This is a genomic window from Pandoraea captiosa (assembly GCF_902459775.1).
In the GTDB taxonomy this organism is placed as follows: Bacteria; Pseudomonadota; Gammaproteobacteria; order Burkholderiales; family Burkholderiaceae; genus Pandoraea; species Pandoraea captiosa.
Genome location: NZ_CABPSQ010000001.1, coordinates 156035 through 170809 on the forward strand (window position 1 = coordinate 156035; position 14775 = coordinate 170809).

Consider the following 14775-nt stretch of genomic DNA (forward strand, 5'->3'; position numbering starts at 1 on the left):
ACGGTCGCAATTGCCGACGCGCGAGCAAAGACCGAAAACACAAGAAGGGGCGCCGCAGCGCCCCTTTCTGATTCAGCAAACGTGCTTTCGTACGTCGCGCCTTACAACGCCAACACCAGCTTCTTGCCGCAGGCGCGTGAGCAGCACGACATCATCTTCGTATTGGCATCGCGCTCGGCGCGCGTGAGGACCACGTCGCGGTGGTCCACGTCGCCTTCGAGCACCTGCACTTCACACGAGCCGCACAGCCCTTCCTCGCAGTCGCTCTGCACGTCGATGTTCGCGGCGCGCAACGCCGTGAGCAGCGTCCGGTCTGCCGGTACCGTTACCGTAATGCCCGAGTCCTTGAGTACGACTTCGAACGCATGCTCCTTCTCCGGATCGAGCGTGCCGAGCTGCGACTGGAAATGTTCCACGCGAAGCGTGTCTTCGGGCCACTGCGCGCAGCATTGCGCCAGGGCGTCGAGCATGCGCACCGGGCCGCACGCGTACACCTGCGTGCCGGTTTGCGGCGTCGCCAACAGGCTCGCGTAGTCGGCGCGCTGCCCCTCGTCCTTGATCCACAGACGCAGACGCTCGCCGTGCAGCGCCTGGAGCTCGTCGATCAGCGCCATCGTGCGACGGCTGCGACCGCTGTAGTGAACCTCGTAATCCATGCCCAGCGCTTTGGCCCGACGCGCCATCGCCGCAATCGGCGTCACGCCGATGCCGCCGGCGACGAAAATCGCGCGCGGCGTGGTTTCGTCCAGACGGAAGTGATTGCGCGGCCCGCGAATGCGCAGGCGATCGCCCACGCGCAACTGCGTGTGCACCCAGTTCGAACCGCCGCGACCCTCCGGCTCGTGCAGCACGGCAATTTCCAGCGCGCCGGCGTCCGCCGGATCGCCGCACAAGGAGTACTGACGCGACAACCCCGTCTCGCCACACTCGATATCGATGTGCGAACCCGGCGCCCAGCGCGGCATCGCGCGACCGTCCGGGGCGACCAGCCGAAGCTTGACGATGCCCTGCGCGACCGGCGTCACGGACTCGACCACCACGGGGCGCGTGACACTGTGCCCCGACGGCTCGCCGATGCGCACCGGCGCATGACGCGTGAGCACGCCCGGATCGCGACGCTCCGGATTCTGCGCCGGATCCCATTCGACGAAGAGATGCTCCGGCCCCCGGAACGACGTATTCGGCACGTACGTGAACTTCTGCTCCGCCAGCTTCATGTGCGGCAGGCGGCGCGTGAACTCTTCAAGGAAGATCTGCATCTCCATGCGGGCGAGATTCTTGCCCATGCACTGATGCGAGCCGTAGCCGAACGTCAGCTGATCGCTGGCGTTCTCACGGCGGATGTCGAACAGATCGGCGTCGGCGAAATGCCCTTCGTCGTGATTGGCGGACGACGTCACGATCAGCAGCTTCGATCCGGCCGCGATCTCGATGCCGCCGATGTTGACGTCTTTCGTTGCGAGACGTCGCCACGCTGCTACCGAGCCGTTATGACGCAGACACTCTTCGACGGCGTTCGGGATCAACGACGGGTCTTCGCAGATCTCGCGCCACACGTCGGGGTGCGAGAGCAGCAGCTTCATCGCATTGGCCGTGGCATTGGCGGTCGTCTCGTGTGCGGCGACGATACCCGCCATCATCATCGAGTGCAGGTACGAGTCGGTGACGACTTCGGGGTACTCCTTTTGCTTGCGAATGCCGTATTGCATCCAGCCCGGACCATCCGGGTTCTGCCGCATCTTGTCGAGAATCTTGCCCGCAAGTTGCCAGAAATTGCCCACGGCGTGCGCCACGGCCACCTGCTCCTCGGGCTTCGGTCGTCCCCACGTGTTCACGGTGTGCGCAATCGAGTATTCGCGCAGCTTGTCCATGTCCTCCTCGGGGACGCCGAGGAAGTGCAGCGCCACGGTCAGGGGGACTTCCCACAGCATCTGGTCGACGAGATCGGCGCGGCCGTCGTTGACGAAACGGTCGACGTATTCCCGCGCCAACTGGCGCACCAGCGGTTCGTGGTGCTTGAGATGCTCGGGCGTGAACGGCTCCATCAACACGCGACGGCGCGGCATGTGCGCCGGTTCGTCTTCGTTGACCAGCGTGCGGTTCAGTGCGAAGCCGTACGAAGCGAGCACGGCATTGGCTTCCGGCCCTGTGGGGGTAATCTTCTCGAGCGCAATCGACGGACTGAACGTGATGTTGTCGCGGAAGATGGCCTTGATGTCGTCATAGCGCGTCACGACCCAGTAGCCCAGCTTCGGGCTGTAGAACACCGGTTCTTGCTCACGCGCCCAGCGAACGTACTCCGGGGGATCTTGCTGATACCCGTCTTCGAACGGATCGAACTCGGCTGCGCGCGCGCTGACAGGGCAGCCGTTCGGCGCCTTCTCAGTGGACGTTTCGGCTGCGTTCTGCGCCGCCATCTGATGAAACGGGCAGCCGGCGGCGGCCGCGGTGTTCGGGGTGGGGGAAGTCGACTGGCTCATCCGCTCGCTCTCTGAGGCTTGTTTGCTGATCTGTGTGCTTATCTATGTTGACGCACCGACGGCCATGGCAGGATTCGCCGAACCCGGGCGGTGCACATCATGAATCAAGTGTAGAGGAGCGTTGCCATCCGGGTAGCGCGCGTCGGACGATATCCGGCGATGGCCCCCAACGTCGGGCGGGACGTCTCCTCGGTTCGATGTGATGTGACGCGATGGCGAGTGTTAGCCCAAAGCGCTCTCACATTCATGATGTCTGTTAAGCGTAAATATAATACGCATTGCGTAAATTCGTAGACTGGGGTTAACCTCTAGACGTGTCGCCACGGGGCGATGCCGATTTGCATCTTAAAATCTCGCCGATGACGACAAGCAAACGACCCACCGCAGGCCGCCCGCGAAGCGCGGCGACGCTTTCCCGCACGCCGGGCGCCCCCGGCGCGGCTGCCCATGAGTACGCGATCGAAGCCGCCGATGCCACCGGAGCCGTCGTCGATGGCACCGATGCCCTCGAAACCATCGACGCGCCCCGCGAGCGCGGCCGCCGGCAGCGCGTGCAGTCGGCCGAGACCGGCATGGTGGTGCTCAAAGGACTGGCCCGGCTCGGCGGACGCGCGAGCCTGACTGCGCTCGCACTGCACGTGCAGCAGAGCCCTGCCAAGGTTCACCGCTATCTGATGAGTCTTGTGGAAGAGGGCCTCGTGGCGCAGGACGCCGACTCGCAACACTACTACCTTGGCCTCGAAGCGATGCTCATCGGCGTTGCCGCCATGCGGCAGGCCGACCCGGTGCGCGCAGCGGAGCCGGCGCTGGTGCGTTTGCGCGAGGCGTTCGACGTCACGTGCTTCATCGCCGTCATGGGCAACAAGGGCCCGACCATCGTGCGTTTCGAAGAACCGGGTCTGCCGGTCACGATCAACGTGAGGATCGGGTCCGTGATGTCCGTGCTCTGGTCCGCTGCCGGTCGCGTATTCCTCGGGCTGCTGGACGATCCGCAAGTGCTGGCCATGGCCGAGAGCGAGTGGACGCAGGCAAGCCCTGAGCACCGCGCGCAACTCGACGCCGCCGACCCGATCGGCGCGCTGCGAGCATCGGTGCGCACCGCGCAGGGGGCTTGCGTGCGCGACACCAACCTGACCGGCATCAGCGCAATTGCCGCGCCTGTGTTCAATTACGACGGGCGGCTCGTCGGTGTCATTACGGCGCTCGGTGCGACCGGCGGTTTCGACGCGCGCATGGACAGCCCCATCGGGGAAGCCGTGCGTCGCGAAGCGATGGCGGCAAGCTACGCTCTGGGTTACCGTGCGCCGCTGCCTGCGGACGCATGACGATTCATCCGGCGATTCACCCGGCGGGCAGACATTTCCCAATCTGCTGACGGTAGGCCTCAGCCGCGTCCGCGGCTGAGGGCGGCCTGGTCCGGGCTTCGCCGTCATCTCGCGCAAACAAGCCATTTCCCATGCATTTGTCACTCCTTTAGCGTAGACGCTTGTGTTATCATTTGATAATGATTCTCATTATCAAATGAATGATCGCCAATGGCGCGGCCAAGTGCATGAACCCCGTGCACGCACCCGTGCACGCACCCGTGCACGCACCCGTGCGCGAATCCGTGTGTGACCACGTAGTGACGTCGTTGCGGTGTGGCTACGCGATGTTGTGACGCGATGTGGTTACGTGTAGCGAGCGGCGTCGGCGGCGGTCATGTTCGTGGAGGTCGTAATTGTTGATGTTGAAACGAACGGTCGATTCGACACCGCGCGTCGCATCGATTCCGACACCTTCCATGACTTACGTGCCGCTTGGGCTGTTTGGACAGGGCGACCGCAAGCTCACGGGAGGCGCGCAGAACCGCGCGCTGGCGAGCAGCGACATCGATGCGACCCGGCAGGACGCCGGTCGGGATCGCGCTACGGCTTTGCCGTCGCCGCAATGCGGCAGCGACGAACTCTGGCTGTGGCGCTTCCTGCTGGCCGGGCGTCCCTTCGGCGCGACGGGTGCGGCGGCGGGCGGGCCGGACGACGGCGCGACCTGGCTCAGCGCTGCGGAACACGCGCTGGCCAGACGCTTGCCCCGTACGCAGATGCGCCACCGCTTCCTCTCGGAGCGCATTGCGCTGCGCTGGATATTCGGCCGCTGGTTCCGCTGCACGCCCGCGCAGGCGCCGGTGCCGGTCGCGACGCCGGGCGTCGCATCGCTGGCCTGTGACGGTCCGCACGGCAAGGTCTGGATCGACATGGCGCACGCCGGCCTGTGGCTTTTCGTCGCCATGGGGCAGGGGCCGGTCGCGCTGGCTGCGCACGCCCCCACGCCGGTCGGGCCGGACGATGGTGTATCCGCGCTCGCGCATTCCGGCGCCTCCCGCGGTGCATCGCTCAGTGCATCGCTGGGCGCGGCCGATCCCTTTGCCGTCGCGCGCGACGCGGCGCATCGGCTATGTCTTGCACGGCTGGCTGGCGAAGGCGACGCGCTGGCCTGCGGCGCGGACGTGCCGCTCCTCGCGCATCCTTACGTGAGCGTGCCGTACGCGGGGCGCACGCGCTATCTCTACGATATGTCCGTCAGTTCGCGACTGACCGTTGTGGTGGCGCGCGACAGCATCGTCCATCGGATGCGCGCGTTCGGTTGGCAGAACTGACGTTCGCTTTCGGCATTTGGCAACATTTGGCACTGCGCATATATGCATATGCTGCGGCGTAAAGGCGGGCGGGGCGAATTTGCGCTATTCTGGCCCGTTGTTTCGTCAGCAGCCATGTCAGCAGCCATCCCACCCATCCCACCCGTCATCGACTTCCTGGAGAAGAAGCTCATGCGCCGTCGCTCGCTTGCCTCGCGTCACACTCTCGCCGCCGCACTTACTGCGCTCGCCCTGCCGCTGGTTCCGCTCGCGGCCCAGGCCAAGCCGCTCACCGTTTGCACCGAAGCCAGCCCGGAAGGGTTTGACGTGGTGCGTTACAACTCGCTCACTACCACCAACGCGTCTGCCGACCCGGTGTTCAACCGTCTGGTGGAGTTCGACGCGGCGCAGGCCAAGGTCGTGCCGAGCCTGGCGACCCGATGGGAGGTCAGTCCGGACGGTCTGACCTACACGTTCACGCTGCGCCCGAACGTCAGTTTCCACAGCAACGATCTCTTCAAGCCGACGCGCGCGTTCAACGCCGACGACGTGGTCTTCACGTTCGATCGCATGCTCAACGACAACGCGCCGTGGCACAAGCTCACGCCGTCGGGGTTCCCGCACGCGCAGTCGCTCTCGCTGGGCAAGCTGATCAAGTCGGTGCAGAAGGTCGACGACAACACCGTGCGCTTCACGCTCGCCGAGCCGGACGCCGTGTTCCTGTCGATGCTGTCGATGGCCTTCGCGTCGATCTATTCGGCGGAATATGCGGACAAGCTGGTCGCCGCGAACAAGACGGATGAACTCAATGCGCGCCCGATCGGTACGGGACCGTTCGTCTTTCGCAGCTATCAGAAGGACAGCGTCGTGCGTTTCGACGCGAACAAGTCGTACTTCGGCGGCGCGCCGGTGGCCGACCGCCTGATCTATACCATCGTGCCGGACGCCGCAGTGCGTGCGCAGAAGGTCAAGGTCGGCGAGTGCCAGATTGCGCTGTCGCCCAAGCCGCTCGACGTGCAGGCCGCACGTGGCGACAAGGCGCTCAAGGTGGTCGAGACGCCTGCGTTCATGACCGCGTTCGTGGCCATCAACACGCAGCACAAGCCGTTAAATGACGTGCGCGTGCGTCAGGCGCTGAACCTCGCGTTCGACAAGCCGAGCTATGTGAAGCAGGTATTCGAAGGCACTGCGACACCGGCGGTCAACGTGTATCCGCCCAACACCTGGAGCTACGCAAAGAATGTCGCGGACTATCCGCATAACATCGACAAGGCAAAGAAACTGCTGGCCGATGCCGGGTTCCCGCAAGGCTTCGAGACGACGATCTGGACGCGTCCGGCCGGCAGCCTGCTCAATCCGAATCCGCGCGTGGGCGCCGAGATGCTGCAAAGCGATCTGGCGAAGATCGGTGTGAAGGCGCAGATCAAGACGGTGGAGTGGGGCGAGCTGATTCGTCGCGGCAAGGCGGGCGAGCACGATCTGCTGTTCATGGGCTGGTCGGGCGATAACGGCGATCCTGACAACTTCCTCACGCCGCAATTCAGTTGCGCGGCAGTCACGTCCGGCACGAACTTCGCGCGCTTTTGCGACGCCAACCTCGACAAGCTGATCAGCGACGGCAAGCGCACGCATGACATCGCCGCGCGCACGGCGAAGTATCAGGCCGCACAGAAGACGATCAAGGACGAGGCGCTGTGGATTCCGCTGGCGCATCCGATCGCCTCGGTCATCACGCGTGCCGATGTGACGGGCTATCAGGTCAGCCCGTTCGGTCGTCAGGACTTCTCGAAGGTCGGTGTGAAGTAGTTCGTTGTGACGCAAGCGCCGCGGCACAGCACCACGCTGTCCGAATGACAAAAAGCCATGCCCGTCACGGGGCATGGCTTTTTTGTGAGCGAGCGCAGCGCACCGTCAGGCGTCCGGCGCGCTCTCCGCTTCCCCGATACGGAAGACTTGCGACAGGTCCCAGTCCGCCATGCCGCGCTCGGCGGCGTCCTTGAGCAGACGGCGCACCTCGGGCAGCACGCGCTGCACCGTTGCGGTGGTGTGCGCGAGTTCCGCGATCGCATCGAGATCTTTCAGGATCACGCGCACTGTGCCGGTGGCAAAGTCGGGCGGCGTCACCATGCGCGGCCACAGCGTTTGCATCAGTACGGAATCGGCCCAGCCGCCTTGCAGCGCTTGCGGCACCGCGCCCGTATCGATGCCGGCGCGCTTGGCGAGCACGAAGGCTTCGGCCAGTCCAGCGAGTGTCGTGGCGACGATGGCCTGATTGGCGAGCTTCGTCGTCTGACCCGCCCCGATGTCGCCCATGCGCGTCACGCGCGACGAAAACGCGCGCAGCACCGGCGTCACCGCCTCGATGGCATCCGGTGGGCCACCCGCCATGATGGCGAGCGTCCCGGCCTGCGCGCCGCCCGTGCCGCCGGACACCGGCGCGTCGATCCAGACGCTGCCGGTGGCTTCCTGCCAACGTCGGGCGAGGTTGCGCGTAAGTGCGGGAGACAGCGTCGAATGGTCGACGAGAAAGCGCGGGGGTGTGGCGGCATGCACCAGTCCGTGCTCACCGAATACCACGTCTTCGACGGCCTTGCCGTCGCCCAGACACAGCAACGCGATATCGACGCATTCACCGAGCGCCTGCGGCGTGACGCAGGCGAGGGCGCCGGCATCGGTCAGTGCGCCGAGCTTGGCGGCAGAACGGTTCCATACGGCGACATCGTGTCCGGCGGCCAGCAGCCGCTGCGTCATCGGTTCGCCCATGCGGCCGATGCCGCAAAAGCCTACGCGTGGGGTTGTCATCAATTCGGGTCCTCGTGAGTTGGCGTCTCCCCGATCGAGGCCTCGTAGGGCCATGGCACGGCCCCTGAGTGGGTCACCGCGCCCAGTTTGGCAGGCCGCACCAGCGCTTCGTACTTTTCCAGCACGCCGCCCAGCCGGCCCCGCACGAACGGTTTGGCCTCGGCGGCCCGCGCAGCGAGCGCTTCGTCGGAGAGTTCGACGTCGAGCTTACCCTTGATTGCGTCGATGTGGATGATATCGCCGTCACGAAGCAGACGAATCGGGCCACCGGCGGCCGCTTCCGGCCCCACGTATCCAATGCACATGCCGCGCGTTGCGCCCGAGAACCGGCCGTCGGTAAGCAGCGCAACCTTCTCGCCCATGCCTTGCCCGTAGATCGCAGCGGTCACGCTCAGCATCTCGCGCATGCCGGGGCCGCCCTTGGGGCCTTCGTTGCGAATGACCAGCACGTCGCCCTCGCGATAGCGCTGCGCCGAGACCACGGCCATACAGTCTTCCTCCGTCTCGAACACGCGCGCGGTGCCCGTAAACGTCAATTGTCCGAGACCGGCGGTCTTGAGCGCCGCACCGTCCGGGGCAAGGTTGCCGCGCAGCACGACCAGCCCGGCGTTGGGCGAGAGCGGCTCGGTGTGCGGCCTGACGACACGCCCGTCCGGGCCGGGGAAGGCGCGCAGGGCGTCTGCCAGCGTCTCGCCGCTTTGCGTGAGGGTGTCGCCGTGGATGTGCCCGCCGGCGAGCAGCGCATTGAGTACCGCGGGCACGCCGCCCACGTGATGCAGATCGACGGCCAGATAGCGTCCCCCTGGCTGCATGTCGCCGATAAGCGGGGTGCGGGCGAGGACTTCGGAGACGTCGTCGAGCGTGAATTCGATGCCGGCCTCATGCGCAATCGCCGGAATGTGCAGCATGGCGTTGGTCGAGCCGCCGGTGGCCGCCACGGCCGCGCAGGCATTTTCCAGGCTCTTGCGGGTGACGAGATCGCGCGGCAGCGGCCCGCCGTTGCGCAGCGCGCGCATCACGTTCTCGCCCGCGCGACGCGCAATCGCGATGCGTTCGCTGTACACCGCAGGCACCATCGCAGAGCCCAGCGGCGCGAGCCCGAGCACTTCCGCGACCATCGCCATCGTGTTCGCCGTGAACTGGCCGGGGCAGGAGCCGGCCGTCGGCGTGCAGCGCTTTTCGATGCCGCGCAGCGTCTCGGCGGACATGTCGCCGCGCTGCGCCGTACCGACTGCCTCGATCGCGGTGAGGATCGTGGCTTGCGAGCCGTCCGGCGCCACACCCGGCAGCATCGCACCGCCGAACAGGAACACGCCGGGCACGTTCACGCGCACCATGCCCATCAGAATGCCGGGCAGCGTCTTGTCGCAACCGGCCACGCCCACGAGCGCGTCGTAGCAGTGCGCGCGCACGAACAGTTCCACGCTGTCGGCAATGGTCTCGCGCGAGACGAGCGAAAAGCGCATGCCCGAGTGGTTCATCGACGTGCCGTCCGAGACCGAGATGGCGGAGCCGCGAATCGGCACACCGCCACCCGCAGCCACGCCCAGACGCACGTTGTCCGAGATCTGGTTGAGCGACATGGAGCAGGGTGTGTTCTCGCCGAACGTATCGACGATGGCGACGAACGGCTTGTCGATGGCCGCATCGTCGAGGCCGGTGGCGCGCAGGAACGCGCGGTGCGGCGTGCGGGTGACGCCCTCGGTGACGGTGCGGGAGCGATGCTTGTGCAGATCTGTCATGGGGACTTCCTTTTGCATTTTTGGCAGGGCCGCAGTCTCAGGTGTTGAGCAGCAGACCGTTCTCGATGGCGAGCACCTGACCGGTCATCGCAGGCGCGCGGGCCGCGAGGAACCAGACCAGTTCGGCGATCTCGGCCGGTTGCGAGACACGCTTGAGCGGCGCGTTCTCCCGCATGCCCTCGACGACACGCCCGTAGGCGTCGTCGCCGAGCACGCGGCGCAGCAGGCCATCGTCGACCATTCCGGGGGCGACGGCGTTCACGCGCACATGCGGGGCGAGATTGCGGGCGAGCGAGAGGGTGAGCGAATTGACCGCGCCTTTGGACGCCGCGTACGCGATCGACGATCCCGTGCCGTTGAGCGACGCCAGCGACGACACGTTCACGACGGAAGCGGCCGCCGTCCCCGCCGGGCGTTCACGCAACAACGGTGCGGCGGCGCGCGTCATCTGAAACATGCCGATGAGGTTCACACGATAGACGCGCTCGAACTCGGCGGCGTCGATGGCTTCGAGGTCGCCGTGTGCAATCACGCGCGTGGTGCCTGCGCTATTGACCAGGGCGTCGAGTCGGCCCCATTGGCTGCGCACGGCATCGACCATGCGTCGACAGGCGCCGTCGTCGCCCACGTCGGCGTCGAAGACGAGCGTGTGCGCGCCGGCGTCACGGCATTGCGCCGCGACGGATTCGGCCGCCGCACGCGTGCTGTCGTCGAAGTTATTGATGGCGACGGCCCAGCCGTCCCGCGCAAAACGCACGGCAGTGGCCGCACCGATGCCGGTCGCGGCGCCGGTCACAAGGCAAACGGGAGCACTCATGCGTGACTCCGTTGCGGCTTGAGCGACATCACGATGCAAGCGCCGGCGACCAGCGCACAGGCCAGCACGATCATGCCCGGCAGCAGTCGCCCGGTGCTGTCCTTGAGAAAGCCGATGACATACGGGCTCACGAAGCCAGCGAGGTTGCCGGTCGAGTTGATCAGCGCGATGGCGGCGGCCGCGCCGGCCCCGCCCATCATCGCCGTGGGAATGCCCCAGAAGACCGGTGCAATCGAGTTGATGCCGATCGCCGCGACGATGAGCGCTGCCATCGACCACCACAGATGATCGGCCAGCAGCACGGAGGCAAGCATGCCGAACGCGCCGAGCAGACAGCACACGGCCACATGCTTGCGACGTTCGTTGTGACGATCGGCGTGACGCGCAATCAGGATCATCGCGACCGCGCTCACCAGCGACGGCACGGCCGAGAGCAGTCCGATATTGCCGAGGTTGGCGACCCCTGCCGCGCGGATCATCGTCGGCAGCCAGAAGACAAGGCCGTAGTTGCCCATGGCGATACAGAAGTACAGCAGGCCGAGCATCCATACCTTCGCGCTGCCGAACACTTCGCGCACGCTGTGGTTCGCGCGCGTGTTGCCGTCGGCGGCGAGGTCCTGAGCAAGCAGGCGCTTCTCGTGCGCACTCAGCCACTTCACCGTTTCGATCTTGTCCTGCAGGACGAAGAACGCCGCGATCCCCACGAGCAGCGACGCGATACCTTCGATCAGGAACAGCCACTGCCATCCCGCATAGCCGTGCATGCCGCCGAAGTGCTGCATGATCCAGCCCGAAAGCGGGCCGCCGATGGCGCCCGACACCGGGATCGCGACCATGAAGAGCGCAATGATCTGCGAGCGCTTGTTCGACGGAAACCACGAGGACAGATACAGCACGATGCCCGGGAAGAAGCCCGCCTCGGCCACGCCGAGCAGGAAGCGCAGCACATAAAACGACGCCGGCCCCTGTGTGAACATCGTCAGGCAGGAGATGATCGACCAGGTGACCATGATGCGCGCGATCCACATGCGGGCGCCCACGCGGTGCAGGATCAGGTTGCTCGGCACCTCGAAGAGGAAGTAACCGAGGAAGAACACGCCCGCGCCGGCGCCGTAGACAGTCTCGGAGAGCGACAGGTCGGAGAGCATCTCCAGCTTGGCGAAGCTCACGTTCACACGATCGATGTACGCGACGATGAACGAGAGGAACAGGAAGGGAATGATGTGCCAGGTCAGCTTGCGATACAGCGCATCGCGCTGCGCCGGATCCAGCGTGGCGTTGGCGGCATGCGGCTGCGCGCCGCCGGAAAGGGACGTGCTCATGGGTGTTGTCTCCGAGGTGCGTGCCGTGGGGCACGTCGAGTTATTGGGCAGCGCGGCGCGTATGGAACATGGCGATGTCCGGTTATGCGCTTTTGGCGTCGGCGGTAACGGCGCCAGGGAAGGATATCGCCATGACCGCCCTGGAAAGTTGCGCACATCCCTACGCGCCAGTGCTGCTCGTTCGAAGGGTAAGGGGAGTGCGTGCACAACGGCAAATCACACTTTGCGCGCACGGCATTACCATTTGGTTATGATGTCGGCGATTCAGCCCGCGTCGGCAGCGCGTGTCCCCCTATTTTCCGAACGTCATGACAACGACCGACAATTCAATGGAACGCTTTTTCCGTAGCGGGCTGAAGCTCGGCCATCTGCGCATCCTGGTGTCTCTGGGGGAACTGCGTCAGGTCACGCGCGTGGCTGCGGCGTTTCACGTCACGCAGCCGGCCATCTCCAAGCAGATCGCGGAAATCGAGGAGGCGCTGGGCGCGCCGGTGGTGCGTCGGGTCGGCAACGCCGTGGAGTTGACCGGGATCGGTCGTGTGCTCGTCGAGCGCGGGCGCGAGATATTGCGGCAAATCGAACTGGCGCGCCGGGACGTCAGTGCGCTTACTGCGGGGACGGCCGGTCACGTGCGCTTTGGCGCCGTGGTGACGATCCCTCAGCCGCTGATCGCACATGCGGTCGAGTTGTTCACCCGGCGCGCGCCGAACGCGTCGTTCTCGTTCGTGGAAGCCACGCTGGACCGGCTGCTCAAGATGATGGACGAAGGCAATCTCGATCTGGCGCTCGGGCGCAATCGCGTCACGGGGAATTTGTCGGTGATGCGGCACGAATCGTTGCATCACGAGCCGTTCGTCTTTGTCGTCGGCGCGCATCATCCGTTGGGTGCTGCGCAAGCGAGTGTCGACTGGTGCGATCTGCACGAGGTGCGTTGGATCACACCGATGCGTGGCTCGCCCGCGTTCACGACGATGGCCGAGATCCTGGCCGAGCACGGTGTGACGTTGCAGCGTCCGGCGATCGAATCGAGTTCGCTGGCGCTGAATCTGTCGTTGCTGCGCAGCGGCGACTTCGTCTCGATTCTGCCGCTATCGCTGGCCCGACGCTATGTGCAGCGCGGCAGCATGCGAGTGCTGCCGCTGCCGCCCTTGGGACCGCTCGGTGAGGCGATTCTGTACTGGCGGGAAGACACCACGACGCCTGCGGCGCAGTTGTTCGCCGAGTGCCTGCGAGAGTCGTCGGCGGAGTTGATCGACGCGAACTGAACGGGCATGCATGTGCCGCAGGGCTGGGCAGAATGGGAAGGGAGGAAGGGAGAAAGCGAGACGCGGGGGGGAGGGGACTTGGGCGACTTCGGGCCGCGTTGATGCGTCTGGGATGTTGGGAAATGTCCCGCGCAGGTGTGCCTAGACTGGGCCGTTCACACATTCGACCCGGAGGTCCCATAGTGAATCTGCATTCCCCTGTCGCTGTTGCTTCTGTCGCATGGACGTTGCGTGCCTGTGCGCTGGCAGCGACCCTCGTCGTCGCGACGGGTTGCGCGATACCTGTGAGCGCACCGAAGCCGGTGACGTTGCCTGCGACGTCGCCGGAACCGAAGCCCGTGATTCAACCGCAGCCAGTACCGCAGCCCGCCCCGAAGCCGGTAACTTTGCCTGCGACGTCGCCCGCAACGAAACCGCTGCCGTCGGCACTGGACAACCCTTCGCGTCGCCCTTGCACCGCCGAATGGTTCGCTTATCTGGAGACGCACTACGCGAGCGTTGGCGACGCGCAGGGCCACGGCCCGGATCTGGGCAGCGACGAGTGGCTCAACGCCTTCGAGCGTCGCCGCAATCTGCCGTCGACAAGCGCCTTGCCGCGCGAGCAGCGCTGCGCGACGCTCGCACGTGAGCTCGATTACCGGAACTAAGCAATGTCCATGCGCGCCGCCATGAAGGCGGCGGCGCGCACGGATGTCTCCGATCAGGCCGCCTTCGTATTCTCTGCGCCCGCCGGTACGCCATAGCGCTTGCCCGGTGCACGATGGCTCAGACCCTGCGACATCTTGCGACGCAACGCGTCGTACGACGTCCACTCGTCGCCGTCCTGGAGCGGCGGGATCGTCACGGCTTCGCCCTGGTCGAGACCGGACAGGGCGGCATCGACAAGATCGGCGGACGTCATCAACCACTCTGGCGGCAATTCCTGGTGCGACTTGCCCGCCACATCCCAAAACTCGGTCACCGTTGCGCCCGGCAGCACGGCCTGAACCCGTACGCCGGTCTCGGCCAACTGGTGTTGCAGCGATTGCGAGAACGCCAGCACGAAGGCTTTCGAGCCGCCGTACACATCGTTGAGCAGTTCCGGCGCAATCGCGACGATCGACGCGATGTTGATCACGGTGCCACGCCGGCGCGCCACGAATCCGGGAACGGCTGCGTACGTCAGGCGGGTGAGCGCCGTCACGTTGACCTCGATCATGTCGGTCATGTGGTCCACGTCGGCTTGCAGGAGCGGCGCGACCGCACCGAAGCCGGCGTTGTTCACCAGCGTGTCGATGGTGGCGTCTTCGCGCAGACGCGTCTCGACGAGGGCCTGACCTTCGCGGGTTGCGAGGTCCGCGCTGAGGATGTCGACCTTGCGGCCGGTCTCGGCCTGCAGGCGCGCGGCGACGTCGCGCAAACGGGCGGTATTGCGCGCGACCAGAATGAGGTCATGACCCCGGCGGGCGAGACGGTCGGCGTAAATCGCGCCGATGCCGGACGAGGCGCCCGTGATGAGGGCAGTGCCCGGCGTGGCTTGAGGGATTTCGCTCATGGCAATTTCGGTTCCTGTTTAGTGACGTTCAACGGGTGTTCAAAGCGTCTCGGGCGGGGCAAGTTGCGCCGTCCCATGACATGCAGTGTGGTCGACAATGCCAATGTCTCAAATGACTGGAAAACCACTTTTTCGGACAAGGTTGTCCGACACCTGTCGATCTCGTTCACTACAATCGACACATCGGTCGCGGGCCGCG

At 65.6% G+C, this 14775-nt stretch carries 11 protein-coding genes; 5 read left to right on the top strand and 6 right to left on the bottom strand.

What is annotated here, in order from left to right:
* Positions 1 to 101: 101 nt before the first annotated feature.
* Positions 102 to 2480: a cytochrome P450/oxidoreductase gene (locus tag PCA31118_RS00790; protein ID WP_174990284.1), complete on the bottom strand. Its 2379-nt coding sequence runs from the start codon at positions 2478 to 2480 to the stop codon at positions 102 to 104.
* A 359-nt stretch (positions 2481 to 2839) separates the two neighbouring features.
* Here PCA31118_RS00790 and PCA31118_RS00795 point away from each other — a divergent pair, with 359 nt between their 5' ends.
* From PCA31118_RS00795 to PCA31118_RS00805, 3 genes are all read left to right on the top strand, one after another.
* Entirely contained in the window at positions 2840 to 3805 is a 966-nt protein-coding gene (locus tag PCA31118_RS00795) for an IclR family transcriptional regulator (RefSeq protein WP_246189996.1), read from the top strand.
* Between the two features lie 458 nt (positions 3806 to 4263).
* Entirely contained in the window at positions 4264 to 5115 is an 852-nt protein-coding gene (locus PCA31118_RS00800) for a 4'-phosphopantetheinyl transferase family protein (RefSeq protein ID WP_150622119.1), read from the top strand.
* A 171-nt stretch (positions 5116 to 5286) separates the two neighbouring features.
* Positions 5287 to 6900, top strand: coding sequence for an ABC transporter substrate-binding protein (locus PCA31118_RS00805; RefSeq protein WP_150623617.1), 1614 nt, complete (start codon positions 5287 to 5289; stop codon positions 6898 to 6900).
* 105 nt (positions 6901 to 7005) lie between these two features.
* Here PCA31118_RS00805 and PCA31118_RS00810 read toward each other — a convergent pair whose 3' ends face one another.
* From PCA31118_RS00810 to PCA31118_RS00825, 4 genes are read right to left on the bottom strand one after another with little or no spacing between them, the layout of a single operon-like run.
* On the bottom strand, positions 7006 to 7896 hold the full coding sequence (locus PCA31118_RS00810; protein ID WP_150622121.1) for an NAD(P)-dependent oxidoreductase: 891 nt from the start codon (positions 7894 to 7896) through the stop codon (positions 7006 to 7008).
* On the bottom strand, positions 7896 to 9638 hold the full coding sequence (gene ilvD, locus PCA31118_RS00815; protein WP_150622123.1) for a dihydroxy-acid dehydratase: 1743 nt from the start codon (positions 9636 to 9638) through the stop codon (positions 7896 to 7898). Before ilvD ends, PCA31118_RS00810 begins: the two co-directional genes overlap by 1 nt.
* Positions 9639 to 9675: 37 nt before the next feature.
* Positions 9676 to 10455: an SDR family NAD(P)-dependent oxidoreductase gene (locus PCA31118_RS00820; protein WP_150622125.1), complete on the bottom strand. Its 780-nt coding sequence runs from the start codon at positions 10453 to 10455 to the stop codon at positions 9676 to 9678.
* Positions 10452 to 11777, bottom strand: coding sequence for an MFS transporter (locus PCA31118_RS00825; RefSeq protein ID WP_150622127.1), 1326 nt, complete (start codon positions 11775 to 11777; stop codon positions 10452 to 10454). The genes PCA31118_RS00820 and PCA31118_RS00825 overlap by 4 nt, the downstream gene beginning before the upstream one ends.
* A gap of 329 nt (positions 11778 to 12106) precedes the next feature.
* Here PCA31118_RS00825 and PCA31118_RS00830 point away from each other — a divergent pair, with 329 nt between their 5' ends.
* Together PCA31118_RS00830 and PCA31118_RS00835 are read left to right on the top strand one after the other, a co-directional pair.
* Entirely contained in the window at positions 12107 to 13042 is a 936-nt protein-coding gene (locus tag PCA31118_RS00830) for a LysR family transcriptional regulator (RefSeq protein WP_246189997.1), read from the top strand.
* 182 nt (positions 13043 to 13224) lie between these two features.
* Complete coding sequence (locus PCA31118_RS00835) at positions 13225 to 13689, top strand: hypothetical protein (protein ID WP_150622131.1); 465 nt, start codon at positions 13225 to 13227, stop codon at positions 13687 to 13689.
* Positions 13690 to 13742: 53 nt separating this feature from the next.
* Here PCA31118_RS00835 and PCA31118_RS00840 read toward each other — a convergent pair whose 3' ends face one another.
* Positions 13743 to 14576, bottom strand: coding sequence for an SDR family NAD(P)-dependent oxidoreductase (locus PCA31118_RS00840; protein ID WP_150622132.1), 834 nt, complete (start codon positions 14574 to 14576; stop codon positions 13743 to 13745).
* Positions 14577 to 14775 lie beyond the last annotated feature (199 nt).

Excerpts from the sequence above, each read along its gene's own strand:
- PCA31118_RS00790 (WP_174990284.1), bottom strand. The coding sequence starts at position 2,480 with ATGAGCCAGTCGACTTCCCCCACCCCGAACACCGCGGCCGCCGCCGGC.
- PCA31118_RS00795 (WP_246189996.1), top strand. The coding sequence starts at position 2,840 with ATGACGACAAGCAAACGACCCACCGCAGGCCGCCCGCGAAGCGCGGCG.
- PCA31118_RS00800 (WP_150622119.1), top strand. The coding sequence starts at position 4,264 with ATGACTTACGTGCCGCTTGGGCTGTTTGGACAGGGCGACCGCAAGCTC.
- PCA31118_RS00805 (WP_150623617.1), top strand. The coding sequence starts at position 5,287 with ATGCGCCGTCGCTCGCTTGCCTCGCGTCACACTCTCGCCGCCGCACTT.
- PCA31118_RS00810 (WP_150622121.1), bottom strand. The coding sequence starts at position 7,896 with ATGACAACCCCACGCGTAGGCTTTTGCGGCATCGGCCGCATGGGCGAA.
- ilvD (WP_150622123.1), bottom strand. The coding sequence starts at position 9,638 with ATGACAGATCTGCACAAGCATCGCTCCCGCACCGTCACCGAGGGCGTC.
- PCA31118_RS00820 (WP_150622125.1), bottom strand. The coding sequence starts at position 10,455 with ATGAGTGCTCCCGTTTGCCTTGTGACCGGCGCCGCGACCGGCATCGGT.
- PCA31118_RS00825 (WP_150622127.1), bottom strand. The coding sequence starts at position 11,777 with ATGAGCACGTCCCTTTCCGGCGGCGCGCAGCCGCATGCCGCCAACGCC.
- PCA31118_RS00830 (WP_246189997.1), top strand. The coding sequence starts at position 12,107 with ATGGAACGCTTTTTCCGTAGCGGGCTGAAGCTCGGCCATCTGCGCATC.
- PCA31118_RS00840 (WP_150622132.1), bottom strand. The coding sequence starts at position 14,576 with ATGAGCGAAATCCCTCAAGCCACGCCGGGCACTGCCCTCATCACGGGC.